Annotated in this window: 20 protein-coding genes; 13 read left to right on the top strand and 7 right to left on the bottom strand. The window is 70.4% G+C overall.

The genetic code is table 11. The annotated features are described in order from the left end of the window. Positions 1-8 precede the first annotated feature (8 nt). From AB0K73_RS08985 to AB0K73_RS08975, 3 genes are all read right to left on the bottom strand, one after another. Positions 9-626 carry an ABATE domain-containing protein gene (locus AB0K73_RS08985; RefSeq protein ID WP_360517191.1) on the bottom strand — a complete coding sequence of 206 codons (618 nt, stop codon included), beginning with the start codon at positions 624-626 and terminating at the stop codon, positions 9-11. A 104-nt stretch (positions 627-730) separates the two neighbouring features. After that, positions 731-1,228, bottom strand: coding sequence for a SprT-like domain-containing protein (locus tag AB0K73_RS08980; RefSeq protein ID WP_360517188.1), 498 nt, complete (start codon positions 1,226-1,228; stop codon positions 731-733). A gap of 66 nt (positions 1,229-1,294) precedes the next feature. Beyond that, positions 1,295-2,485, bottom strand: coding sequence for a PQQ-dependent sugar dehydrogenase (locus AB0K73_RS08975; RefSeq protein ID WP_360517185.1), 1,191 nt, complete (start codon positions 2,483-2,485; stop codon positions 1,295-1,297). Positions 2,486-2,533: 48 nt separating this feature from the next. Between AB0K73_RS08975 and AB0K73_RS08970 the strand changes: the two genes are divergently transcribed. From AB0K73_RS08970 to AB0K73_RS08960, 3 genes are read left to right on the top strand one after another with little or no spacing between them, the layout of a single operon-like run. Next, on the top strand, positions 2,534-3,295 hold the full coding sequence (locus AB0K73_RS08970; RefSeq protein ID WP_360517182.1) for a 5-oxoprolinase subunit PxpA: 762 nt from the start codon (positions 2,534-2,536) through the stop codon (positions 3,293-3,295). Then, the gene (locus tag AB0K73_RS08965; RefSeq protein WP_360517179.1) at positions 3,292-3,924 is read left to right on the top strand and encodes an allophanate hydrolase subunit 1; all 633 of its coding nucleotides are present in this window, start codon (positions 3,292-3,294) and stop codon (positions 3,922-3,924) included. Before AB0K73_RS08970 ends, AB0K73_RS08965 begins: the two co-directional genes overlap by 4 nt. Continuing rightward, positions 3,921-4,781 (top strand): biotin-dependent carboxyltransferase family protein, encoded by an 861-nt coding sequence (locus AB0K73_RS08960; RefSeq protein ID WP_360517176.1) that lies wholly within the window; start codon positions 3,921-3,923, stop codon positions 4,779-4,781. Before AB0K73_RS08965 ends, AB0K73_RS08960 begins: the two co-directional genes overlap by 4 nt. A 31-nt stretch (positions 4,782-4,812) precedes the next feature. Here the strand turns inward: AB0K73_RS08960 and AB0K73_RS08955 are convergent, their stop codons facing one another. Next, positions 4,813-5,673, bottom strand: a complete 861-nt coding sequence (locus AB0K73_RS08955) for a fused MFS/spermidine synthase (RefSeq protein WP_360517173.1) — start codon at positions 5,671-5,673, stop codon at positions 4,813-4,815. An 85-nt stretch (positions 5,674-5,758) separates the two neighbouring features. After that, complete coding sequence (locus AB0K73_RS08950; RefSeq protein ID WP_360517170.1) at positions 5,759-6,529, bottom strand: fused MFS/spermidine synthase; 771 nt, start codon at positions 6,527-6,529, stop codon at positions 5,759-5,761. Positions 6,530-6,877: 348 nt separating this feature from the next. Here AB0K73_RS08950 and rpoB point away from each other — a divergent pair, with 348 nt between their 5' ends. The 4 genes from rpoB to AB0K73_RS08930 all read left to right on the top strand — a co-directional run bounded on the left by rpoB (position 6,878) and on the right by AB0K73_RS08930 (position 16,775). Further along, positions 6,878-10,369, top strand: a complete 3,492-nt coding sequence (gene rpoB, locus AB0K73_RS08945) for a DNA-directed RNA polymerase subunit beta (RefSeq protein ID WP_360517167.1) — start codon at positions 6,878-6,880, stop codon at positions 10,367-10,369. 40 nt (positions 10,370-10,409) lie between these two features. Further along, the gene (locus AB0K73_RS08940) at positions 10,410-14,306 is read left to right on the top strand and encodes a DNA-directed RNA polymerase subunit beta' (RefSeq protein WP_360517164.1); all 3,897 of its coding nucleotides are present in this window, start codon (positions 10,410-10,412) and stop codon (positions 14,304-14,306) included. A gap of 219 nt (positions 14,307-14,525) precedes the next feature. Continuing rightward, positions 14,526-15,632 carry a hypothetical protein gene (locus tag AB0K73_RS08935; RefSeq protein ID WP_360516430.1) on the top strand — a complete coding sequence of 369 codons (1,107 nt, stop codon included), beginning with the start codon at positions 14,526-14,528 and terminating at the stop codon, positions 15,630-15,632. A 183-nt stretch (positions 15,633-15,815) separates the two neighbouring features. After that, positions 15,816-16,775 carry an RDD family protein gene (locus AB0K73_RS08930; protein ID WP_360516433.1) on the top strand — a complete coding sequence of 320 codons (960 nt, stop codon included), beginning with the start codon at positions 15,816-15,818 and terminating at the stop codon, positions 16,773-16,775. Between the two features lie 20 nt (positions 16,776-16,795). Here the strand turns inward: AB0K73_RS08930 and AB0K73_RS08925 are convergent, their stop codons facing one another. Together AB0K73_RS08925 and AB0K73_RS08920 are read right to left on the bottom strand one after the other, a co-directional pair. Further along, a complete protein-coding gene (locus tag AB0K73_RS08925) occupies positions 16,796-17,548 on the bottom strand; it encodes a hypothetical protein (protein WP_360516436.1) in 753 nt (250 codons plus the stop codon). Between the two features lie 5 nt (positions 17,549-17,553). Beyond that, complete coding sequence (locus AB0K73_RS08920; protein WP_360516439.1) at positions 17,554-18,018, bottom strand: hypothetical protein; 465 nt, start codon at positions 18,016-18,018, stop codon at positions 17,554-17,556. 280 nt (positions 18,019-18,298) lie between these two features. Between AB0K73_RS08920 and AB0K73_RS08915 the strand changes: the two genes are divergently transcribed. The 6 genes from AB0K73_RS08915 (at position 18,299) to AB0K73_RS08890 (ending at position 25,855) form a co-directional block, all read left to right on the top strand. After that, positions 18,299-19,357 carry a hypothetical protein gene (locus AB0K73_RS08915; protein ID WP_360516442.1) on the top strand — a complete coding sequence of 353 codons (1,059 nt, stop codon included), beginning with the start codon at positions 18,299-18,301 and terminating at the stop codon, positions 19,355-19,357. Between the two features lie 22 nt (positions 19,358-19,379). Then, a complete protein-coding gene (locus AB0K73_RS08910; RefSeq protein ID WP_360516445.1) occupies positions 19,380-23,720 on the top strand; it encodes an FtsK/SpoIIIE domain-containing protein in 4,341 nt (1,446 codons plus the stop codon). Between the two features lie 75 nt (positions 23,721-23,795). After that, positions 23,796-24,425, top strand: a complete 630-nt coding sequence (locus tag AB0K73_RS08905; RefSeq protein ID WP_360516448.1) for an FHA domain-containing protein — start codon at positions 23,796-23,798, stop codon at positions 24,423-24,425. Between the two features lie 92 nt (positions 24,426-24,517). Beyond that, on the top strand, positions 24,518-24,811 hold the full coding sequence (locus AB0K73_RS08900; RefSeq protein WP_056010942.1) for a WXG100 family type VII secretion target: 294 nt from the start codon (positions 24,518-24,520) through the stop codon (positions 24,809-24,811). Between the two features lie 65 nt (positions 24,812-24,876). Further along, complete coding sequence (locus AB0K73_RS08895) at positions 24,877-25,554, top strand: WXG100 family type VII secretion target (RefSeq protein WP_360516453.1); 678 nt, start codon at positions 24,877-24,879, stop codon at positions 25,552-25,554. Further along, on the top strand, positions 25,547-25,855 hold the full coding sequence (locus AB0K73_RS08890; RefSeq protein WP_360516456.1) for a hypothetical protein: 309 nt from the start codon (positions 25,547-25,549) through the stop codon (positions 25,853-25,855). Before AB0K73_RS08895 ends, AB0K73_RS08890 begins: the two co-directional genes overlap by 8 nt. Positions 25,856-25,858: the final 3 nt, after the last annotated feature.

Genomic DNA, 25,858 nt, shown 5'->3' with positions numbered 1-25,858 from the left:
CCGATCGCTCAGGCGGCGGTCTCGACCACCTGGCGTGCCCGCGCCCGGTGCGCGCGCACCTTCGCCCGATTGCCGCAGCGCTGCATCGAGCACCACCGGCGCGTCGCGGCGCGCGAGGTGTCGAGATAGACGATCGCGCAGTCGCTTCCGCTGCATTCGCGGATGCGGCCGTGGTTCGCGGGATCGAAGAGGTCGACGGCGTCGCGCGCGATCGTCGAGAGCGCCTGGGCGACCGTCTGCACCGAGCGACCGGCCTGGCGCGAGCCTCCGGAGAGGACCGGCGGGATATCGGGGGTCGCCGCGTACAGGTTGACGAGGTCGATGTCGGTGATGCGCAGCGCCGCGCCGTGCGCGGACGCCCTCGCCATGCGGCCGATGGCGTCACGCAGCGAGATCGCGTCGAAGAGGTCGCGCGACCGTGCGGTGCCGATGACCACCGGGAAGCGGTCGTGCAGCCACGTGGTCAGGTCGTCGGGGGCATGCAGCCGGTCCCAGGCGGGGTTGCCGCCGATGGCGCCCGTGTACGCGAAGTCGAGCGCGAACGAGCCCGAGTCGAACCACCAGCGCACGCCCTCGGGGGAGGTGAACCACTGTCCGACGGGGATGGAGACGGTGGAGACGGGCATGCAACCATCCTAGCCGGTTACGGATGCCTCGCCTGCGCGCTGAGGCCGCGTGCATGCGCCCAGTGGCATGCATCGATTCGCGCGTCGAGCCGACTCGGCCCGACTCAGCCCGAGGCCGCGCTCGCGGCCCGGCGACGCACCGTCGAGGTGATCTCGCGGTAGCGCCAGACGATGAGATTGGCCCGGTCGAAACCGCGGCGGCACACGCCGCAGCTCAGGGGACGATTCGGTTCACGGTAGCGGAAATGCTCGTGCCCCGCCGGACACCTGCCGACCCAGGGCGCGAGCTCGTGCGCGACGTCGCCGTTGTGCGTGCGCTCGCCGACGTATCCGAGGTCGGCGGCGATCGTCGCCCACCTCGGACCGTGTCCGGCGCGCGGACCGGCGATGGCGTGCGCGACCTCGTGCAGCAGGATCTGGTGGATCTCGTCGTCGTCGTAACGCGCGGCCAGGTAGCGCGACACCGAGATGCGCTTGGCCGTGTAGTTGCAGAGCCCGGCGCGCTTCTTGGCGTTGTCGAAGCCGAAGCTCCAGACGTCGGCATCGAGGTGCAGCACGATGAGGGCCTCGGCCCACCGTCGAACCCGATGCAGATCCGCCATGGGATGAGAATAGACCCGGCCACCGTCGTCCCGGGTCGGGATGACCCCCGAACGGGGGTGCCGTGTTCACCTCGGTGCGAGCGTCAGGCGGAAGAGCCGATCGTCGTGACGGCCGGGGGATCCCCGGCCGTCGGTGTTGTTCGAGATGAACCACAGCTCGCCCTCGGGGCCGGCGACCACGTCGCGCAGGCGCCCGAGTTCGCCGGCGAACCACGGCGTGGCCGTCGGCTCCCCGCCTGCCGTGGCCGGAGCGACCGACCACAGGCGCTCACCGCGCAGCGCCGCGAGGAACAGCGTGTCGCCCACGATCGCGAGACCGCTCGGGCTCGCCTCGTCGGTCGCCCACTGCATGACCGGGTCGACGAAGCGGCCATCGCCCGCCCGACCCTCCACGACGGGCCACCCGTAGTTCGCGCCCCGCTCGATGCGATTGAGCTCATCCCACGTGTTCTGCCCGAATTCGGCGGCCCACATGCCGCCGGCTGCATCCCACGCGATGCCCTGAGGATTCCGGTGCCCGAACGACCACGTGTGGTTGCCGAACGGGTTGCCCGGCGCGGGCTGCCCTTCGGGCGTCATCCGCAGGATCTTGCCCGACAGCGAAGCCACGTCCTGTGCCGCGTCCCGATTGCCGGCATCGCCCGAGGTCGCGTAGAGGAACCCGTCGGGTCCGAACGCGATGCGTCCGCCGTTGTGGTTGCCGGCCTTCGGGATGCCCGTCAGCACGTCTTGGGGCGCACCGAGCCCGAGCGAGCCCGGAGCACCGGCGAGCGGCATCCGCACGATGCGATTGTCGGATGCCGCGGTGAAGTACGCGTAGACGTACGCCGGGTCCTGCCCGTCGCCCGCGCGGAACGCGAGCCCGAGCAATCCGCCCTCGCCCGCCGGGGAGACACCCGGCACCGTCGCGGCGACGCGGAGCGATCCGTCGTCCAGGACCTCCACGATGTCGGCGGTGTCACGCTCGCTCACGAGCACCCCGCCCGTCGGCAGCCGCAGGATCGACCAGGGCGCATCGAGTCCCGACGCGATCACTTCGGGGCCACCCGATGGCAGCAGAACCGGCGGTGGCGGCGCCGGTGTCGCGGGCGTGGGCGGCGGGTTGGTCGAGGGCAGCGGCAGCGGCGTCGGGGCGGACTCGGGTGGTGCCTGGGTGCAGGCAGCGAGCGTGAGGGCCACGGCGATCGCGGCGACGGATGCCGTGCGGCGGCCGATCGCGCGGCGCAGCCCCCGGCCCGTGCTCGTCGCGTGCGGCATCCGCCCTCCCCGTCCTCAGTGTGCCCCGGGCGGCGGCAGAATGGGAACATGCGGCCTGCGATCGACCTGAACAGCGACCTCGGCGAGTCGTTCGGTGCCTGGCGCGTCGGCGACGACGAGGCCATGTTCGCCCTGGTCACCAGTGCGAACATCGCCTGCGGCTACCACGCCGGTGATCCGCTGACCATGTCGTCGAGCGTGCGCCTCGCGATCCAGCACGGCGTCGTGCTCGGCGCGCACCCGGGGTACCGCGACCGGGTCGGCTTCGGTCGCCGCGCGCTCGACACGAGTCCCGCCGAGATCGCCGCCGAGTTCCTCGCGCAGCTGGGGTCGCTCGACGCCATCGCGCGCGGCGCCGGCATCCGGGTGCGATACGTCAAGGCGCACGGCGCGCTCTATCACCGTCTCGCCGCCGACGAGCAGGCCGCGCACGCCTTCGCCGAGGCGCTGGCCCGCTACGACCAGACGCTGCCGCTCCTCGGTCCGCCGTTCAGCGCACTCGAGCGGGCGGCGGACGCCACGGGCCTCCGCTACGCGCGGGAGGCGTTCGTCGACCGCGGCTACGTCGCCGACGGCTCGCTCGTGCCACGGGGCGAGCTCGGCGCGGTCGTCGACGACCCGGCGGCGGCGGCCGACCGGGCGCTCGAGCTCGCCGAGACCGGCGGCATCACCGCCGACGACGGCAGTCGGCTCGAACTCGCACCCGATTCGCTCTGCATGCACGGCGACACCCCCGGCGCCGTCGAGCTGGCCCGCGCCGTGCGGGTCGCGCTCGAGGCCGCCGGCGTCGAGATCCGGTCCTTCGCATGAGCCGCCGGCTGCTGCCCAGCGGCGAGTCGGCCATCCTCGTGGAGTGCGACAGTCTCGAGGAGGTGCTCGCGCTGCACGACGCGCTCACGGCCGACCCGAGGCCCGGCGTCGTCGAGCTCGTGCCGGCGGCGCGCACCATCCTCGTGGCGATCGACCCGGGTGTCATCGCCCTCGAGTCCGCCGCGACGTGGGTGCGCCGGGTCCCGGCCGAGGCGGGCTCGCGGGCCGCCGGTGCCGCCGCCGAACCCGTGACCATCCCCGTCTCCTACGACGGCGACGACCTGGCTTCGACGGCGGCGCTCCTCGCGGTCTCGACCGAAGCGCTCATCTCCCGCCACGTCGCCGCCGAGTGGCGCGTCGCCTTCATCGGGTTCGCGCCGGGATTCGGCTACCTCGTGAGCGACGACTGGCCCTTCGAGGTGCCGAGGCTCGCCGCGCCGCGCACCCGCGTGCCGCAGGGGGCCGTCGCGCTCGCCGGGGCCTTCGGCGGCGTGTATCCCAGGCAGAGCCCGGGCGGCTGGCGCCTGATCGGTCGCACCGACGTCGACCTCTGGAATCCCGAGGCCGACCCGCCGGCGCTCCTCGTGCCCGGTCGCCGGGTGCGGTTCGAGGCGGTCGACGTGAGATGACCCGCCTTCACGTCGAGCAGCCGGGGCCACTGGCCCTCGTCGAGGACCTCGGACGACCGGGGTTCGCGCGGCTCGGCGTCGCGGCGTCCGGTGCCCTCGATCGCCGCGCCCTCACGCTCGCCAACCGCCTGGTCGGCAATCCCGACGGCGCGGCGGCGCTCGAACTGCTCGTCGGCGGGTTCCGCGCCCGTTTCGAGGGTGAGGCCTGGTTCGCCGTGACCGGCGCCTGGGGCAGCGTCAGCCTCGACGGGCGGCCGGTCCCCCCGTACACCGCGGCCCGCGCCGCCGACGGGTCGGTGCTCGAGGTCGGCGTGGCCGAGCGCGGCATCCGGTACCTGCTCGCCGTCCGCGGCGGACTCGACGTGCCCGTGGTGCTCGGTTCCCGCTCACGCGACACGCTCGCCGGGCTCGGCCCCGAGCCCGTTGCGGCGGGCGACGTGCTCGACATCGGCGTGGAGCCGACGGCATCCGTGCCCGCCGTCGATCAGGACGTCGCGTTCCCGCCGCACGCGGGCACCGTGACGCTCGCGCTGCGGCCCGGTCCGAGGGCGGACTGGTTCACGGATGCGGCACGGCAGGCGCTCTTCGACGCGGACTGGCGGCTCTCGGAGCAGGCCGACCGCATCGGGGCCCGGCTCCTGGGCCCGGCACTCGAGCGGCGCCTCGACGGGGAGCTCGAGAGCGAGGCGACGGTGCCCGGCTCGATCCAGGTGGCGAGCGGCGGCCAGCCGACCATCCTCCTCGCCGACCGGCCCGTGACCGGCGGCTATCCCGTCATCGCGATCGTGGCGCGCGGCTCGCTCGACGCCGTCGCGCAACTGCGGCCGGGGCAGGCGGTGCGGTTCCGGCACGCCTGACCCACCCGGACGAGAGCGAGCGGATGTCGCGTCAGGCGCCGGGCTTCGAGAGGAAGACCGAACGCGCCGGAGGCGGCGAGGGCACGGCCGTGGCATCCGTCACCACCGGCGCACCCGCGATGAACCGGCGGAGCTCGTCGCCGTCGACGAGCTTGGCCGGCGCGGGGTCGCTCGCGAGACGGCGCGGCAGCTCGCCGAACGGCAGCTCGTCGTCGGAGGCGTACATGACGACGTTGCCGAACCTCCGGCCCTTGAGCATCGAGGTGTCGGCCGCGATCGCCACGTGCCGGAAGACGTGCCCGAGCGTCGCCGCCTGAGGGCGGGCGAAGCCGAGGCCCGCGCCGTCGGCCACGTTCACGGCGACGATGCCGCCCGGCGCGAGCCTCGGTGCGATGAGCTCGTAGAACTCGACACTGGTCACGTGCGCGGGCGTGCGCGCGCCCGAGAAGATGTCGACCACGACGATGTCGACGGCGCCGTCGAGACCGTGCGGCAGCTTCTGCAGCACCTCGCGTGCGTCGCCGTGCCGCACCCGGATCTGAGCACCACGGGGGAGCGGCAGGTGCGCGCGCACGAGGTCGACGAGGTCGGACTCGAGTTCGACCACCTGCTGCCGCGACCCCGGCCGGGTCGCCGCGACGTAGCGGGGAAGCGTGAGGGCACCGCCGCCGAGGTGCACGGCGGTGATCGGCTCGCCCTCGGCGCGCACGAGGTCGATCGCGTGGCCGATGCGCCGCACGTACTCGAAGCCGAGCCAGTCGGGCCGGTCGAGCTCCACGTGCGACTGCGGCGTGCCATCGACGTAGAGCGTCCACGACCCCGGCGCCTGACGGGACTCCTCGAGCCGGGCGAGATGGCCGCTCACGGCGAGGCGGCGTTCGAGGTCTGACACGGATGCCACGCTACCCGGCGTCCGGATGCGGGCTCGCGGCATCCGCTCAGCTCAGGCGACGGATGCCGAGACGTCGCGTCTCGGCTCAGCACACGCCCCAGAGCGCCGCGTCGAGCCGGTGCCCGGTGAGGACGGTCGCCGGGAACGGCCCGGCGGTGCCGAGCCGGCCCTCGAGCCCGGCGGGAAGCCCGTCGGGCGCGGCCACGAGGATGGCGTTGCCCTCCTCCGCACCCGAGAGCACGCCCGTGTCACCCGCGACGAGGAGCTCGGCGCTCGGGTCGGCCCTCGCGAGCGCGCGCGCCTGGGCGCGCAGGCGACGCAGGCCCGCGGCGTCGGCCACGTTCAGCACGACGAGCCCGCGGGGGGCGACGAGTCCGAGGCATCCGGCCATGAACGACACCTCGTCGACGAACGCCGGCGCGTCGAGCCGTGAATAGAGGTCGACGACGACGACGTCGACCGAGGTGGGCGACGGCCGTGCGGCAAGGGTCGCCAGCGCGTCGCGCGCATCGGCGATGAGCACCTCGATGCCGGATGCCTCGGGCAGCGGGAGTCGCGCGAGCACCGTTTCGATGAGCGCCGCGTCGTGGTCGACGACCACCTGCGTCGAACCCGGACGGGTGGCGGCGACGTACCGAGGGAGGGTGAGCGCGCCTCCGCCGAGGTGCACCGCCGTGATCGGCTCGCCCGCGGGGCGCATGGCGTCGAGCACGTGGCCGATGCGCCGGACGTACTCGAAGAACAACCGCCGCGGCTCGGTGGGGTCGACGTGCGACTGCGCCGTCCCGTCGACGAGCAGCGTGAGTCCCGTCGACGAGAACACCTCGGGCTCGAACTCGATGTGCGGCTCCGTCATGCCTGCATCGTGCCATGTCCGGCGACCGGTCGAGGAACGCGCGGTCTCGACCGGATGCGGGGCGCAGGAGGCATCCGCTCGACCGGAAACCGCGTCAGATCAGGGAAGTCGGTTGCAGCGCGCCCGGGTTATACCCGAGATTCGCGAAGAGGTCAAGATTCGACTGGACAGAGCGCGTCGCGCGGCATATAGTTAACCTTTGCGCTCCCAGACCCACCATGCCTTCATATTGCGGTCGGCTTTGCGTGCCGAGGGATTTACCCTCGAGCACTTGCATACGTCTGAGGGGTAACCACTCTCCGCTACCGACAGTGAACCGGCCCGACGGGGCCGATGGAGGTTATTCACTTGGCTGCTGCGCGTAACGCGACCACGCCCACCCCCAAGAACGGACGCGGCGCGAGCCGCCTCTCGTTCGCAAAGGTCACCGACACCCTCACCGTACCCGATCTGCTCGCCCTCCAGACGGAGAGCTTCGATTGGCTGGTCGGCAACGACGCGTGGAAGGCGCGCGTCGAGGCTGCGGTCGAGGCCGGCCGGAAGGACCTGCCCGAGACCACCGGCCTCGAGGAGATCTTCGAGGAGATCTCGCCCATCGAGGACCTCGGCGAGACCATGCAGCTCTCGTTCACGAACCCCGAGCTCGAGCCGCCGAAGTACACGATCGACGAGTGCAAGGAGAAGGGCAAGACCTACTCCGCTCCGCTGTACGTCAACGCGGAGTTCATGAACCACCTCACGGGTGAGATCAAGACCCAGACGGTCTTCATGGGCGACTTCCCCCTGATGACCCCGAAGGGCACCTTCGTCATCAACGGCACCGAGCGCGTCGTCGTGTCGCAGCTCGTGCGTTCGCCGGGCGTCTACTTCGAGCGCACCCCCGAGAAGACGAGCGACAAGGACATCTACTCCGCGCGCGTCATCCCGAGCCGCGGTGCCTGGCTCGAGTTCGAGATCGACAAGCGCGACCAGGTCGGCGTGCGCATCGACCGCAAGCGCAAGCAGTCGGTGACCGTCTTCCTGAAGGCGCTCGGCCTCACGAGCGAGGAGATCCTCGAGGAGTTCGCCGGCTACGAGTCGATCGCCCTCACCCTGGAGAAGGACAACATCCTCACCAAGGAAGAGGCCCTCAAGGACATCTACCGCAAGCTCCGTCCGGGCGAGCAGGTGGCTGCCGAGGCCGCGCGTGCGCTCCTCGACAACTTCTACTTCAACCCGAAGCGCTACGACCTCGCCAAGGTCGGTCGGTACAAGATCAACAACAAGCTCGGTCTCGAGGCGCCACTCACCGACTCGGTGCTCACGGTGCAGGACATCGTGGCCACGATCAAGTACCTCGTCGCCCTGCACGACGAGCGCACCACGATCGCAGGTCGGCGCGGTGGCAAGGACGTCGACATCCGTCTCGACGTCGACGACATCGACAACTTCGGCAACCGTCGCATCCGCGCGGTGGGCGAGCTCATCCAGAACCAGGTGCGCACCGGCCTCAGCCGCATGGAGCGTGTCGTCCGCGAGCGCATGACCACGCAGGACATCGAGGCGATCACGCCGCAGACCCTGATCAACGTGCGACCCGTCGTCGCCGCGATCAAGGAGTTCTTCGGCACCTCGCAGCTGTCGCAGTTCATGGACCAGAACAACCCGCTCGCGGGCCTGACCCACAAGCGCCGCCTCTCGGCGCTCGGCCCCGGCGGCCTCTCGCGTGACCGCGCGGGCGTCGAGGTCCGCGACGTGCACCCCTCGCACTACGGCCGGATGTGCCCGATCGAGACGCCGGAAGGCCCGAACATCGGCCTCATCGGCTCGCTCGCGTCGTTCGCGCGCATCAACTCGTTCGGCTTCATCGAGACGCCGTACCGCAAGGTCGTGAACGGCAAGGTCACGGAGCAGATCGACTACCTCACGGCGATGGAGGAGGACGACTACATCGTCGCCCAGGCCAACGCGCCGCTGAAGGCCGACGGCCATTTCCAGGAGGAGCGCGTCCTCGCCCGCAAGAAGGGCGGCGAGGTCGACCTGTTCCACGCCGACGAGATCGGGTACATGGATGTCTCGCCGCGCCAGATGGTGTCGGTCGCGACGTCGCTCATCCCGTTCCTCGAGCACGACGACGCGAACCGCGCGCTCATGGGCGCGAACATGCAGCGCCAGGCCGTGCCGCTGCTGCGCAGCGACTCGCCGTTCGTCGGCACCGGCATGGAGGGCTACGCGGCCGTCGACGCCGGTGACGTCATCACCGCCGACAAGGCGGGTGTCGTCGCCGAGGTGTCGGCCGACTTCGTGACCGTCCAGCTCGACGAGGGCGGCACGCAGACGTACTACCTGCGCAAGTTCGACCGCTCGAACCAGGGCACGTCGTACAACAACCGCGTCGTCGTCTCGGCGGGCGACCGCATCGAGGTCGGCGAGGTCGTCGCCGACGGTCCCGCCACCGACAACGGCGAGCTCGCGCTCGGCAAGAACCTGCTCGTCGCGTTCATGCCGTGGGAGGGCCACAACTTCGAGGACGCGATCATCCTCAGCCAGAACCTCGTGAAGGACGACGTGCTCTCGTCGATCCACATCGAGGAGTACGAGGTTGACGCGCGCGACACGAAGCTCGGCAAGGAGGAGATCACGCGTGATCTCCCGAACGTCAGCCCCGACCTTCTCGCCGACCTCGACGAGCGCGGCATCATCCGCATCGGCGCCGAGGTCCGCCCCGGTGACATCCTCGTCGGCAAGGTCACGCCCAAGGGCGAGACCGAGCTCTCGGCCGAGGAGCGCCTGCTCCGCGCGATCTTCAACGAGAAGAGCCGCGAGGTGCGCGACACGTCGCTGAAGGTTCCCCACGGTGAGCAGGGCACGATCATCGGCGTCAAGGTGTTCGACGCGCAGGACGGCGACGACGAGCTCGGCTCGGGCGTCAACCAGCGCGTGGTCGTCTACATCGCCCAGAAGCGCAAGATCACCGAGGGCGACAAGCTCGCCGGCCGTCACGGCAACAAGGGCGTCATCTCGAAGATCCTGCCGGTCGAGGACATGCCGTTCCTCGCCGACGGCACTCCGGTCGACGTGATCCTCAACCCGCTCGGCATCCCCGGGCGCATGAACTTCGGCCAGGTGCTGGAGACCCACCTCGGGTGGGTCGCCAAGCAGGGCTGGAAGGTCGAGGGCAACCCGGCCTGGGCCAAGAAGCTCCCGAAGGACGCGCACGAGGCCGCCCCCGGCACCAAGGTCGCGACCCCGGTGTTCGACGGCGCACTCGAGGAGGAGATCGCGGGTCTGCTCGACTCGACGCTCCCCAACCGCGACGGCGAGCGCCTGATCGACTCGAGCGGCAAGACGCAGCTCTACGACGGCCGCTCGGGCGAGCCCTTCCCGTACCCGGTCTCGGTCGGCTACATGTACATCCTGAAGCTGCACCACCTCGTGGACGACAAGATCCACGCGCGCTCCACCGGCCCGTACTCGATGATCACCCAGCAGCCGCTCGGTGGTAAGGCGCAGTTCGGTGGCCAGCGCTTCGGTGAGATGGAGGTGTGGGCCCTCGAGGCCTACGGCGCCGCCTACGCGCTGCAGGAGCTCCTCACGATCAAGTCCGACGACATCCTCGGCCGCGTCAAGGTGTACGAGGCCATCGTCAAGGGCGAGAACATCCAGGAGCCCGGCATCCCCGAGTCCTTCAAGGTGCTCATGAAGGAGATGCAGTCGCTCTGCCTGAACGTCGAGGTGCTCTCGGCCGATGGCACCGCGGTGAGCCTGCGCGACACCGATGACGAGGCCTTCCGCGCGGCGGAGGAGCTCGGCATCAACATCTCCGCGCGCTTCGAGTCGTCGAACATCGACGAGATCTGACCCGGCCAGAACGACGACAGAGACTTTTCTAGGAGAGAAATTGCTCGACGCAACCACTTTTGACGAGCTTCGCATCGGTCTGGCCACTGCCGACGACATCCGTCGTTGGTCCTATGGCGAGGTCAAGAAGCCCGAGACCATCAACTACCGCACGCTCAAGCCCGAGAAGGACGGCCTCTTCGGCGAGCAGATCTTCGGACCCAGCCGTGACTGGGAGTGTGCGTGCGGCAAGTACAAGCGCGTGCGCTTCAAGGGCATCGTCTGCGAGCGCTGCGGTGTCGAGGTCACCAAGTCCTCGGTGCGCCGTGAGCGGATGGGCCACATCGAGCTCGCCGCTCCCGTCACGCACATCTGGTACTTCAAGGGCGTGCCCTCGCGCCTCGGGTACCTGCTCGACATGGCGCCGAAGGACCTCGAGAAGGTCATCTACTTCGCCGCCTACATGGTGATCGACGTCGACGAGGAGGGCCGTCACGCCGACATGCCCGGCCTCGAGAACGAGCTCCGCCTCGAGATCAAGACGATCGGCGACCAGCGCGACGCGCGCATCGCCGAGCTCATGGCGCGCAAGGAGGCCGAGCTCGCCGAGCTCGAGGCCGAGGGCGCCAAGAGCGACCAGCGCAAGCGCGCCGAGGCCGCCGCCGACAAGGAGATGACCGGCGTCCGCAAGAGCGCCGACGAGCAGATCGCGCATCTCGAGCGCGTGTGGGAGGACTTCCGCACCCTCAAGGTCGGCGACCTCAAGCCCGAGGACTCCGTGTTCCACGAGCTGCAGGACCGCTTCGGCATGTACTTCGACGCCTATATGGGCGCCGAGGCCATCAAGAAGCGCCTCGAGGCGTTCGACCTGGCTGCCGAGGCCGACGACCTGCGCCTGCAGATCGCCGAGGGCAAGGGCCAGAAGAAGATCCGCGCGATCAAGCGCCTGCGCGTCGTCAGCTCCTTCCTGCAGACCGGCAACTCGCCGGCCGCGATGGTGCTCGACGTCGTGCCGGTGATCCCGCCCGAGCTGCGCCCGATGGTGCAGCTCGACGGTGGCCGCTTCGCGACCTCCGACCTCAACGACCTCTACCGTCGCGTGATCAACCGCAACAACCGCCTGCGTCGCCTGCTCGACCTCGGGGCTCCCGAGATCATCGTGAACAACGAGAAGCGGATGCTGCAGGAGGCCGTCGACGCGCTGTTCGACAACGGTCGTCGTGGTCGCCCGGTCACGGGCACCGGCAACCGCGCCCTGAAGTCCCTGAGCGACATGCTCAAGGGAAAGCAGGGTCGCTTCCGCCAGAACCTGCTCGGCAAGCGCGTCGACTACTCGGGCCGTTCGGTCATCGTGGTCGGCCCGCAGCTGAAGCTGCACCAGTGCGGTCTGCCCAAGCAGATGGCGCTCGAGCTCTTCAAGCCGTTCGTCATCAAGCGCCTCATCGACCTGAGCCACGCGCAGAACATCAAGGCTGCCAAGCGCATGGTCGAGCGTTCGCGTCCGCAGGTGTGGGACGTGCTCGAGGAGATCATCCGCGAGCGCCCCGTGCTGCTGAACCGTGCGCCCACCCTGCACCGCCTCGGCATCCAGGCGTTCGAGCCGCAGCTCGTCGAGGGCAAGGCCATCCAGCTCCACCCGCTCGTCTGCGCCGCGTTCAACGCGGACTTCGACGGCGACCAGATGGCCGTGCACCTTCCGCTGTCGGTCGAGGCGCAGGCCGAGGCCCGCATCCTGATGCTCGCGTCGAACAACATCCTGAAGCCGTCGGACGGCCGTCCGGTGACCCTGCCCTCGCAGGACATGATCATCGGCCTGCACCACCTGACGACGCAGAAGGACGGCGCAGCCGGTGAGGGCCGTGCGTTCTCGTCGATCGCCGAGGCCATCCTCGCGTTCGACCAGAACCGTCCGGGAGAGATCGCGCTCGACCTCGGTGCCAAGGTGAAGATCCGCCTCGAGGGGCTGCACTTCGCCGAGGGCGACGAGCCCGAGGGCTTCGTGTCGGGCAAGCCCCACCTCCTCGAGACCACGCTCGGTCGTGCGCTCTTCAACGAGGCGCTGCCCGAGGACTACCCGTACTTCAACGCGCAGGCCGGCAAGGGCCAGATCTCGCAGATCGTCAACGACCTCGCCGAGCGCTACCCGAAGACGGAGGTCGCCGCGACCCTCGACCGGATCAAGGACGCCGGCTTCCGCTGGGCGACCCGCTCGGGTGTGACCGTGGCGCTCTCCGACATCGTGACGCCGCCGAACAAGGGCGAGATCGTCTCGAGGTACGAGAAGCAGGCCGCCAAGGTGCAGTCGCAGTTCGAGAAGGGTCTCACGACCGACCTCGAGCGTCGTCAGGAGCTCATCCAGATCTGGACCAAGGCCACCGACGAGGTCGCCCGGGCCATGCAGGAGAACTTCCCGACCGACAACACCATCAACCGCATGGTGACGTCGGGTGCTCGTGGTAACTGGCTGCAGGTGCGCAACATCGCCGGCATGCGAGGCCTCGTGAACAACCCGAAGGGTGAGATCATCCCTCGTCCGATCATCTCCTCGTACCGCGAGGGGCTGAGCGTGGCGGAGTACTTCATCGCGACGCACGGTGCCCGCAAGGGCCTGGCCGACACGGCCCTCCGCACGGCGGACTCGGGTTACCTCACGCGTCGTCTCGTCGACGTCTCGCAGGATGTCATCATCCGCGAGGAGGACTGCGGCACGACCAAGGGCCTCGACCTGCGGATCGCGACGACGGATGCCTCGGGCAACCTCGTGCGCGACCCGAACGTCGAGAACTCGGTGTTCGCCCGCTCACTCGCGGCCGACGCCGTCGACGCGAAGGGCAAGGTCGTGGCGGAGGCCGGATCCGACGTCGGCGACGTGCTCATCAATGGGCTCATCGGCGCCGGTGTCGAGACGATCAAGGTCCGTTCGGTCCTCACCTGCGAGTCCGCGGTCGGCGTGTGCGCGAAGTGCTACGGCCGTTCGCTCGCGACGGGCAAGCTCGTCGACATCGGCGAGGCCGTGGGCATCATCGCGGCCCAGTCGATCGGCGAGCCCGGCACGCAGCTCACGATGCGCACCTTCCACACCGGTGGTTCGGCTTCGGCCGACGACATCACGCAGGGTCTTCCCCGCGTGCAGGAGCTCTTCGAGGCCCGCACCCCCAAGGGTGCGTCGCCCATCGCGGAGGCGGCCGGCCGGATCACGATCGACGAGACCGAGCGGCAGCGCAAGGTCATCCTCACGCCCGACAACGGCGACGAGCCGATCGCGTACAACGTGCTCAAGCGTTCGACGCTGCTCGTCGAGGACGGCCAGCACGTCGAGCTCGGCCACCAGCTGATCGTCGGCACCGTCGACCCGAAGGAGGTCCTCCGGGTCAAGGGCGTCCGCGAGGTGCAGAAGCACCTGGTGGACGGCGTGCAGGACGTCTACCGTTCGCAGGGCGTGCCGATCCACGACAAGCACATCGAGGTCATCGTGCGCCAGATGCTGCGCAAGGTCACCGTCGTCGACCACGGCGACACCGACCTGCTTCCCGGTGAGCTCGTCGACCGGATGAAGTACAACGAGATCAACCGTGCGACGCTCACCGAGGGCAAGAAGACGGCCTCGGCCCGCCAGGAGGTCATGGGTATCACCAAGGCCTCGCTCGCGACCGAGTCGTGGCTGTCGGCCGCGTCCTTCCAGGAGACGACCCGCGTGCTCACGCAGGCCGCCATGGAGGGCAAGTCCGACCCGCTCGTCGGCCTCAAGGAGAACGTGATCATCGGAAAGCTGATCCCCGCCGGCACGGGCCTGCCCCGGTACCGGAACGTCGCGGTCGAGGCCACGGAGGAGGCGAAGGCGGAGCGGTACCCGAACCGCATCTTCGCCGACGACGCAGCCTTCGCCGAGGGCGACCTCAGCTTCGTCGACTTCGACGCGTTCTCGAGCGACGACTTCACGCCCGGCAACTACAGCTGATCCCGCGGCGGCGGCTCCGCCTCGAGCGGGCCGCCGCCGCAACACCCCGAAGGGCTCCGGAGCGATCCGGGGCCCTTCGGCGTCTCAGGCGCGCCGTCCGGAGGCCTCCCGCCGCGGTCACGGTGCGGCGAAGCGCCGCGCGGCTGCCTCGCGCGGCGCTGCGCCGTTGTTACAGTGGCCACGAATGCGGGTGCGACGGCGCCCGGAAGGAGCGCGATCATGAGCAGCACGACTCCCGGATCCGACCCGGATCGCCCGTACGACGACGGCGCCCCCGACCCACGCGCGACCGACCACGAGCCACCGGCGAGCGAGCACGACGCGCCGGCGAACGAGCACGACGCCGACCGCACGGCTCGCACCGAGCGCGACATGGAGCGCGTCGACGAGCCACGGCCGGCCTCGGCGGATGACTCGGCGCGCACGCCCGAGGCATCCGACAGCGCAGTGCAGGACCGCGCGGCATCCGAGCCCGTCGACGAGCGCGACGAGTCGAGGGACGCGACCGCCCGGCTCGACGCCGCGGTCGGCCGCGCGAACGCCGCGCCCGTGACCTCCGACGCCGACGACACCCGTGCTGCGCGCGACGCCGACGACGGGGTCCCCGGGCCGGTTCCGGCCGACACCGTGCGACGCGAGACCTACGTACCGGCCGCCACCGTCGCGGCCCCAGGTATCGCCGCGGGCGCCGCAACGATCGCCCCGGAGCCCGAGCGCGAGTCCATGCGCGAGCCGCGCGAGCCCGTACCCGCAGCCGCGGCCCCGCAGACCGTCTACGTGCAGGCGCCGACGCCGCCGAAGACCCGCAGCAACCGAGGATTCGGCGTGCTCGTCGCCCTGATCGGGGCCATCGTGTTCGCGCTGCTCTACGCGGGCGTCGCGTATCTGCTGCTGCTCGGACGCGGCGACGCCGCCGAGGCGACCGACGCGTTCGTGGAGTTCCTCGTGAGCCCGCTCTTCTGGGTGCCGATCGTCGCCTTCTTCTTGGGCTTCGCACTGCTCGCGGTCATCGTGAACCGGGGCGCGTGGTGGTACTACGCGGTGTTCGGCCTGCTCGTCGCCGTGCTCGTGTACTTCGCCTACGTGGGCGGCGCCCTGCTCGCGGTGCAGGCCTGGACGTTCACGCGCGAGGATGCCGCGGAGTTCCTGCGCGATCGCTGGCTCGACCCGTTCGCGATCGCGGCGTTCCTCATCGCACGGGAGATCCCGATCTGGTTCGGCGGCTGGCTCGCGAAGCGCGGCCGCGCGGTCGGCGAACGCAATCGCGTCGCCCGTGAGGAGTACGACCGGGAGCTCGCAGCCGGACCACAGCCGCAGCGCCCCTGACCTCTTCTGGTACCGCGCTTCGCTCCGGTGTCGGGCGAGCGGTGCTCGGGTGCCCGTGCCGTGCTACGGAGTGCCGGAGTGCCGGTACGCTGCTGAGTCGAGGATGGTGACCACTCCCCATCGACATGTGCGCCCGCGATCGGATTGGGTGGCGAGACAGTCCCATCCATGGCGAGGAGCGAAGTGAGCGTCACTCTCGACGTCGACGACGAGGCGATTTCGGGGCTCGCTGCCGACGCCGAGTTCGCCGAGCGCCCTGGCCTCGTACCGGCACCGGGGACCCGTCGAGCGGCGGCGTTCGCGCTCGATGCAGCCGGGTGGGTCGTGCTCTCGGTGCCGGGCATCATCGGCGCCATGCAGCTCGTCGGCTCGTCCACGTCCATCCTTGTCGGCGACGTGGCCGCACTTCCGCCGGGTCCGATCATCCTGCTCGCCGTGAGCCACGGGCTCCTCGTCGTGTTCGCGCTCGTGCAGCTGGTCCTGCACGGGCGCAGGGGGCTCACGCTCGGCAAGTCCGCACTCGAGCTGCGCTCCGTGAGCGTGGCACGTGTCGGTGCGCCCGGGTTCCGGCGGGTCGTGCTGCGTGCGCTCACGCTCTGGGCGTCGCAGCTCGTGCTGCCCGTGACGGGTCCGGCGATCATGTTCGCCTCGTCGAGCTGGGACCCGCAGCAGCGCGGGCGCAGCTGGCTCGATCGCATCGGCGGATGCTACGTGGTCGACGTGAGGCGTGGCCTCGACCCGCTCGCCGCGGCGTCGGTGGCCGTCCAGGGGGGCGGAGCTGCCGCACCGTCGCCGGCCGGCCCGCGATGGGAGCTCGTGTTCGACGACGGCTCTCGCATCATCGCCGCCGCATCCGGGTTGCTCGGCCGTGGCCCGACGCCCGCGCCCGGCGAACATGTCGAGCAACTCGTGCCGCTGGTCGACCGCTCCATGCGCATGTCGAAGACCCACGCGACCTACGGCATCGACTCGGGGGCGTTCTGGCTCACCGATCGAGGATCCAAGAACGGCGTCACGATCACGCTCCCCGATGGCGCGACGCGCACCCTCGCACCGAGGGTGCCCACGCCGCTGCGGGCAGGCACGCGCGTGAGGCTCGGCGATCGATCCTTCACCCTGAAGTGGGACACGGGAATGGGATGAGCCTCAGCTCGCGGCACCCGTCATCCGCCGCAGTCGACGATGGGATCGGCCGGAGCCGTGACGTCGACCAGCTCGCCCCAGGCACTGAAGGTGAAGGCGCCGTCGCCGCTGCCATCGCCCGCGGTGAAGCCGGTCGGAAGCGGCGCTCCGGAGCGCGCGACGGTCAGCTCCCCGATGGGAGCCTCGGACCCGCCCATGACGACGGAGACCGTGGACTCGTTGGACTGCGGCGGCTCGACCGTGAGTGATTCGCTCGAGTCGATGAGCGACGCCACCAGCTCGGCCGGGCGGAGGACGGGTGCCCACTCGTCGAGCAGCGTCTGCACCCCGACCGAGCAGACGTACCCCTGTGCCGCGGCGGCGATCCCCGTGCGCTCAGCGTAGGCGGCATTGCCTCGCACGTACGTGCGCCCGTCGACCATGACCACGTCGAACTCGAGATCACCCGCGGTGATCCGAGCGGTCGCCGTGCCCGGACGGCCGGCGTATTCGATCGTCAGCGAGCGACCGGGCGCCGGTTCGACGTCTGAGGTGCCGGGAACGAGCTCGGTGAACGAGCCCGAGTAGCGCACCGAACCCGCTTCGCGAACCGAGTCCACGATCTCGGAACCTGCGGCGTCGCCACCAAGCAGCCAGAGCCCGTTGCCCGCGGCCGGGTCGAACGCGTCGAGGGCCACCCCGCTCGGGCTCGGTGGGGAGGAGGCCGAACCGGCGCACCCCGCGACGGCGAGCACGCCCACGGCGACGAGGGCCATGGCGGCCGGATGCCGCACCCACATCATCGGGCTGCGTCGGCGACGCACGTGCTCTGACCGCGCTGGCCGCCGAGGGCCGACGCGTCGAGGGACACCTCCGCGTCGACGCTCGCGGGGCGCACGACGAAACACGTGTCGTCCCCGTAGAGCCCCGCGGCGGAGGGGATCCACGCCTCGGTGCCCCGGATCAGCTGGGAGAGGTCGACGACCTCCCCGTCGCCGTGCACCGCGAACACGGCGTACGCCGAATCGGGGCCGTTCCAGTCGAGGTGTGCGTTGCCGGCGTCATCCGAAATGGAAAGGCCGGTCACCTGCACCGAGTCATCGGTGACCGCCGCGATGACGAACCAGGCGGCGGCGCCGAGGAGGGCCAGAACGGTGAGGCCGACGGAGACGAGGAATGCGGGATGCAGCCACCACTTGCGCTCGCGTTGCGGCGCTTCGGCCAACTCGGGAAGGACGGATCCGGTCGAGCCGAGCGGACGCACGCCATCCGATCCATGGAGTCGAGTCTGACCGGGGGAGGAGCCGAGACTCGGGCGTTGGATCGTCTGCGGCCGTTGGCGGTCGAGCATCGCTCCCCTTCATCGATGGCAGAACGGTCGACTCGCCGACGCTTGATCGGGTGTAGCGCTCCGACGCACCGAGCGGCCGACGCCGACCGCTACCATACTATCTCGGGCGCTCCGGCGCTCTGCCAACTGCGGCGACGACGGGAGAACGATGGCGGGGGCGACGTGGCGGGGCGTTCTCGTCACGCTCCTCGCAATGACCATCGCCGGAGCGGCGTCCGCGCCCTCATCCTCATCCGCCGCGAGCGCCTCCGAGCCCGATCCCCTGCCCTCGAGCCCGACGCGGATCGACGTCCCGTATCTCGGCACCGCGACGATCGAACCCGCCGAAGGCTGGCAGATCAGTGACTGCACGGGTCCGGTCGCGTCCTCGCCGCTCGTGGTCGGCTGCGACGCGGACCGGATCGAACTCGCCGCCACGGGATTCGACCCGGATGCCGATGCCGTCACGATTCCGGTCGGGCTCACGAACGGGCGCACCGACCTGGCCCTCGACTACATCGTGGCGACGGCCCCGCCTGAGGCGCCCACGGTCACCCCCACCCGCGCCGCGACACCGGTTGCGGCGGGCTCCGTGTCGCTCGTGCCGATCAGCGATCTCGGGGTGGAGTGCACCGTCTGCGCGGAGCGGGGGGCGCTCGAGGTCGTCGACATGCGTCCGGCGACGGCGGGCAGCGCGATCGCGACGTCCACGCACGTCGTGTTCCGAGCGGCCGCCGGCTACGCAGGCGAGGCCGAAATCGTGATCCGCTTCGTCGACGACTACGGGACCGCCTCGCCCGAGTCGACCCTCGGCATCGCCGTCACCCGTCCCGGTCCGGCCGCACTCATCGCCCTCGACGTCTTCGCGCCGCTCGACGCGACCGGCCCGACCACGGTGGATCTCGCGTCCCTCGTGTTCACGAACGGTGATGCAGACGCATTCTTCACCGGGTGCGGTGCCCCTGTGCATGGCGGCGTCGTCTGCGGAGCCGACGGCGTCGCCGTGTACACGACGTCCAGCGAGGCGGCGGTGGACCAGTTCAGCTTCTCGGTCGCCTCGGCCGCTGGCGAGCAGTCGACCGGCTCGGTCACGCTCGTCCGTGCGGGCGGTGACCTGCCCACCGAGGGTGTTGTTCCGGCATCCGGAAGGATCGATGGCGGCGCGGTCGCCGCTGCGATCGTGCCGGCGCTGCCGGCAGGGCCCCGGGGCGACGAGCGCACGGGCGCGTTCGCAGCGCTCATCGGCATATTGGACCGGGTGGGCGCCCGATGAGCACCTCGGAAGGGTGGAACGGATGACGGTTCGCATCACGATCGACGACCCCGCGCAGAGCGGGGGGCCCACGTCGTGGATGCTCGAGACCGACGAGGCGACGACGATCGGCGAGGTCGCCGAGTCGTTGAGCGTGCCGGCCACCCTGCTCGACCGCACCGTCCCGGCGACGACGCCACTGGCCCAGACACCCCTGCTGTCCGGAGCGACCCGGCCCGCCCGGCCGACCACGCAGCCGGCACCGGGCACCCTTCGCATCGAGGTGGTCGGCGGGCCCTTCGCGGGTGACCTGGTTCCCGTCACCCGGGGTGCCGCCTACTCCATCGGGTCGGGCAACGAGGCCTCGATCATGATCGCCGATCCGGCGCTCGCACCGGTTCACGCGACGCTCGCGATCAGCTCGGCGTCGCCGACGGGAGACGGGCGCGTTTCACCGCTGACGTCGACGCTCGCCGCGGCATCCGACGACGCGACGATCTGGGTCAATGGCGAACCGGTCGCGGGGTCGGTCGACCTGGTCCCCGCCGATCTCGTGCAGTTGGGCAACAGCATGCTCCGCATCGGCGTCACCCCGGCGCCCGACGCCGACCTCACGCGCGACGCACTCGGCGCCCGCGGCTTCAACCGTCCGTCGCGGATCCGACCCGCGAAGGAGCAACCGGTCGTGCAGCTCCCCGGTGACAAGCCCGAGGACCCCGACCAGTCGCCGATGCCGTGGCTTTCCGCCATCATTCCCGTCGTCCTCGGCGTCACCATGGCGATCGTCTTCGGCCGAGCGATCATGCTCCTCATGGCGGCGGCGAGCCCCATCATGGTGATCGGTTCCTTCCTTGCGAACCGGCGGATGGCGAAGAAGAAGGGGCTGAAGACCGAGCGTCAGTGGATCGACGACATCAAGGCCGCCGGTCGACGCATCGCCGAGCTCGCCCGGGTCCAGCGACTCGAGGCCTGGTATCGGTTGCCCGACCCGGTGGTGGTCACCGACATCGCGACCGCGCCTCTCGCCCGACTCTGGGAGCGGCGCCGTGCCGACGACGATGCGCTGCTGCTGCGCGTCGGTGTCACCGAGGTGGCGCTCGACGTTCGCTTCGAGGGCGGCGGCAAGGACCGGACGGCCCCGCGTCGAGTCGGCGTGTCGCCGGTGCCCGTCGCTGCCGACCTGCGCACGGGCGTGGTGGGCATCGCGGGTCCTGCGGATGCCGCACGCAACGTGGCCCGGGCCATGCTCGCGTCGTTCAGCACGCTCCGTTCACCCCGCGACGCGGAGGTCGTGATCATCTGCGATGGCGACGATTCGGTCGTCTGGGAGTGGGCGCAGTGGCTGCCGCATGCCCAGTCGGGCGGCACGGTGCCGGCGATGTTCGGCAACACCGACGACAGTCGCCGCGAACGCATCCGCGAGGCCGCGGTGCTGCTCGAGCACCGCGTGCGCGCTGCCGGCCAGCGGGGGGCGGAAGTCCCCAGCGATGTCTTGATCATCGTCGACGGCGCCCGCGACTTCCGAATGCTGCCCGGCATGGTGCCCCTGCTCGAACACGGTCCGGCGCACGGCATGCACGTCATCGCCCTCGACACGGAGCGCGCCCGGCTTCCCGAGGAGGCGAAGAGCGTCGTCGTGATCGATCCGGCCGATCCGTCCATCGCACGGTTCGAGACGGGTTCGGAGTACTTCCCGACCGTGCTGCTCGACGGACTCTCGATCGTGCGGGCCGAGGAGCTCGCGCGGAGCCTGTGCTCGATTCGCCACGTGAGCGGCGTGGGCGACGAGGCGATGCTGCCCACGAGCGTGCGCATGGTCGACCTCCTCAAGATCGATCTCGACGATCCCGACCAACTCGTCAATCGCTGGCAACGGCAACCCCGCAATACCTTCGTGGTGGTCGGAGCCAACGCCGACGGCGAGTTCGCGCTCGACATCTCACGCGACGGTCCTCACGCGCTCGTCGCCGGCACGACGGGTTCCGGCAAGTCGGAGTTCCTGCAGGCGCTCGTCGTGAGTCTCGCGATGGCGAACCGCCCAGACGCGCTCAACTTCGTCCTCGTCGACTACAAGGGCGGCTCGGCGTTCGCGGATTGCGAGCGACTCCCGCACACGGTCGGCATGGTGACGAACCTCGACGCGCGCGAGACGGAGCGCGCGCTCGCCTCCCTCGATGCCGAGCTGAAGCGGCGCGAACGAGTGCTGCGGGACATGAACGCAAAGGACGTCGACGGCGCCTGGGCCAAGGATCCCGAAGCGGCCGCTCGCGGGGGACTCGCCCGCCTGATGATCGTGATCGACGAGTTCGCCGAGCTGAAGACCGAGCTTCCGGAATTCATCGACGGCCTGGTGCGTATCGCACGTGTGGGTCGCTCGCTCGGCGTCAATCTCGTGCTCGCCACCCAGCGCCCTTCGGGGGTGGTCACGCCCGAGATGCAGTCGAACATCAACCTCCGGGTTGCCCTGCGCGTCACTGATCGCTCGGATTCGACCGACATCCTGGGGTCCGGGGAAGCGGCGCTCATCAGCGCGGGGACGCCGGGACGTGGTTACGTTCGGCTCGGTCCGTCGGCGGCCCCATCGGGATTCCAGACCGCACGCGTGGCAGGCATCCGGCCCGGCGCGCAGCGAGCCGTGAAGGTGCTGCCCCGCAAGGCGCCGCTCGAGTGGGCCTCGCTGGGGTTCCCCGCGAAGTACCCGCCGTCGGCGGCGACGCACGCGGTGAACACCGACCATGACGACACCGATCTTCGGGCGCTCGTCAACCTCATCACGGCCGCGACGCATCAGCTCGGCATTCCGAAGAACCCGTCGCCGTGGCTCGTCCCGCTCCCCACCGTGCTCCCGCTCGAGCGGTTCGAGGACCAGCAGGTGGCGCCGACGTCGATCGTGCTCGGGCTCGAGGACGTTCCGGGCGAGCAGTCGCAGCGGGCCCTCACCTGGGACGTCGTGGACGGCTCGCACGTGCTGTTCCTCGGCGGCTCGATGTCCGGCCGCACGACGGCACTGCGCACCATGCTCGGGCAGGCGGTGCAGCAGTTCTCACCAGCGGACCTCCACCTCTACGTGATCGACTTCGGCAACGGCGCGCTGCTCCCGTTCGTCGACGCACCGCACTGCGGTGCCGTGGTCACGCAGCTCGATGCCGACCGGCTCCCACGACTCGTCCAGCGGCTCCTCGATGAGCTCGGCCATCGTCAGGCCGTCCTGTCGAACGCGGGCGTCGGTCATATCCGGGAGCAGCGGGCGCAGGCGGAACCGGCCGAGGCGCTGCCGTACATGATCGTCGTCATCGACGGCTGGGAGCGGATGCTCTCGACGATGAACCCCGACCAGCTGGTCACGTTCCGCGACCAGTTCATGCGCGTGCTGCGAGAGGGACCCGCGGTCGGCCTGCGAGTCCTCCTCACCGGCGACCGGGGGATCTCGGGTGACAAGATCACCTCGTTCATCGATGAGCAGTACGCGCTGCCGATGCGCGACATCAGCGATTACCGCACGGCCGGCATCCTGGCCAAGGACATCCCGCTCGACCTGCCGCCGGGCCGCGTGCTCCACGGCAGCCATGGCGCCGAGGCGCAGCTGGCCGTACTGGTGCGAGACACCAGGGGAGAGGCCCAGACCACCGCGCTCCGACGCACCGTCGAGCTCGTTCGCGACCACTTCGACCAGTTCGGGCAGCTCGCCGAACTGCCGCGGCCGTTCCGCGTCGACCCATTGCCGGCGTATCTCGCCCTCACGGCCGCCTACGACCTCCCACTCGGGGACTCGGGGCCCGCCGACGGACCGGTCGTGGCCGTGGGAGGCGACCTGCTGTCGCGATTCACGCTCGACTGGCCCGCCGAGGGCGGGTTCGTGGTCACCGGCACGCGCAAGTCCGGCCGGTCGTCGACGCTTGCGGCGGTCGTGCATCAGCTCGCGTGGCGGAAGGAGCCGATCGTCGTCGTCTCGGCTCGGCAGTCGATCCTGACCGAGGTCGCCGCGGGCCACGGCACGCCGACCATCGCCGCAGGCGATACGAGCCCGCAGCAGCTCGACGAGATCCTCGATGGGATCGGCGAACGCGTCACCGTCGTCGTCGACGACGCTGAGCAGTTCAAGAACGCGCCGATCGAGCACGCATTGGCCGGCGTCAGGCACCGGGCCACGTTCATCGTGGCCGCGGACACGGAGGCGGTGTCCACCCTGTTCGGCGGCCCCATAGTCGAGGCCAAGAAGTCGCGTCGAGCGCTCGTGCTGCGACCCGAGAGCGCGATCAACGGCACGCAGGTGATCGGATCGCCCATTCCCAAGTTCATGCTCGGCCGGGCGTCGGCCGGTGCCGGAGTGCTCTCCACGGCCTCGGGCTGGCTCCCGGTGCGGGTGCCCGACATCCGCCAGTGACGAGGCATCCGCCGCCATACACTTGAGCGGGCGCCCCCCGCGACCCGCGCCGCTGACGAAAGGACGTGCTCCCCCGTGGCTTCTGCACGCTGCGTCTATTGTGACGCGACGCTCCAGCCGAACAGCATGTACTGCCTCGAGTGCGGTCAGCTGATCCCGCAGCAGCCCGCACGTCCGCCGGTGCCGTCGCAGTTCGCCGCGCCCGCGGCATCCGGTCAGCCCACCGAGGGTGCGCAGAGGCCGCGTCCGACGTCCTCACGGATCGAGGCCGTGCCCCTGCCGGGCACGCTCCCGTGGCAGCAGCGTCGAGCGGGAATCGAATCGTCGGTCGAGTCTGCGGCGCCGACGCCCCAGCCCGTCGCGCGCACCCGCGTCGACCGCGTCGAGCTCGCCTTCTCGACCGGGCAGCGCGTCACGGTGGCCGGCAGTGCCGTGATCGGAAGGAAGCCGGGCGACACCGCGCTCGCCATGGGCGTCCAGGGGATCGAGGTCGCCGACGACACCCGATCGGTGTCACGAGTGCACCTGGTCCTCGAGGTCGCCGACGGGACGATCACGGTCGGTGACGTCGGATCGAGCAACGGGTCGGGCATCGAACGCAACGGCGTGGTCACCCAGCTGGAGAGCGCGGGGCCGCGCGTCGAGGCGTTCCCGGGCGACACGGTCTGGGTCGGCGACATCAGCTTCGTCGTCCGCGCGTTCTGACGAGCATGGGAAGTCCTCCCCATCTCGCTCGGGGTGCCGGGCGCGCTAACGTACCGGAGCACCCTGAAACTCGCTGAACAACGGAGGAAACCATGGCGGAGATCCGCGTCACTTCGGACTCGCTCGCAGGCGTGGCCGGGCAACTGTCGTCCGGCTCGCAGTCGATCGAATCGCAGCTGTCCAATCTGAAGTCCCTCGTCGAGGGTCTCATCTCGGGCGACTGGTCGGGCACCGCGTCGCAGAGCTTCAACGAGCTGTACTCGCAGTGGGACCAGGCCGGTCTCCAGCTCAAGGAGTCCCTGCAGGGCATCAGCGACCTGCTCAACCAGGCGGCGCTGTCGTACGAAGACAGCGAGAACGCGATCGCCGGCACGTTCAACGGCTGACATCCGCGAGTCCGGTGCCGACGCGCACAGCGCGCCGGCATCCGGCCACGACCGAGGGATCTGGCATGGTCTACTTCAAGGTTCGCGCCGACTCGCTGAGCGAGGTGGCGGCCCTGATCGGCACCGTGGTGGCGACGTTCGATTCGAACCTCGCCTCCGCGGACCAAGCCGTCACGCGCGTGGCGGGCACCACCTGGGTCGGCGAGGACGCGGAGAAGTTCGGTGAGAACTGGGGCTCGTTCATGGCGCTCGCCGGCCAGGTTCGGCTCGCGCTGACCGGCCTGCAGCAGGGGCTCATCGCCGCCGACGGCTCCTACACCCGCACGGAGGCGGGCGTCGGCGGGAGCTTCACCGGCGGACGCCAGGGTCTCGTGGCGGTGCGCAGTGCGTCCGGCGGCCTCGGCAAGCGGGTCGCCACCGGCGAGGAGCGTGCCGAGGACATGGCGGAGTTCTTCGGCCGGGACTACGCGGGCGATGACGAGGTGGAGCGCTTCGGCGGCGGAATGCTCGGCTCGCGCAAGAGTGGCCAGGCCAGCGGTGGGGGATCCGGCGACACCGACGGCGATGGCGACGACGACTCCATCGGCACCGGAGTCTTCCGGCTCGGCCCGGATGGCGAACCGCTCGTGCAGCCGCAGGTGGAGTGGGAGGCGTCGTCGATGGCGAGCATCGACGTCCCCGAGGTCGTCCAGGGGAGCGCCCCCGACGGCGCCAGCTCGCCGGATGGGGTTGACCGTGGCTGAACAACAGGCCGACACCGCGGAGCTCCGCGCGCTCGTGCAGACGATGACCGAGCTCATGGGGTACTGCTCCGCGCTGAAGCAGGGCGCGAGCGGCTTCGCCTACATGCTGCCCGCCGAATGGCAGGGTCCCGCGATGCAGGCGTTCCTCGGTTCGTTCGCGGCGTGGGCGGCCGGCGCGACCGCGCTGGAGGGGACCGCTGAGGCCCTGCAGAAGCAGGCGCAGGCGTCGTTCAACTCGTATACCAAGACGATCGAGGACCTGAATACCGCTTGGTCGAAGATCGAATCGAATCTCGGATAGGGC

It is taken from the genome of Agromyces sp. NPDC052230, assembly GCF_040679595.1.
In the GTDB taxonomy this organism is placed as follows: Bacteria; Actinomycetota; Actinomycetes; order Actinomycetales; family Microbacteriaceae; genus Agromyces.
This window is presented reverse-complemented; position numbering and strand designations above follow the sequence as displayed.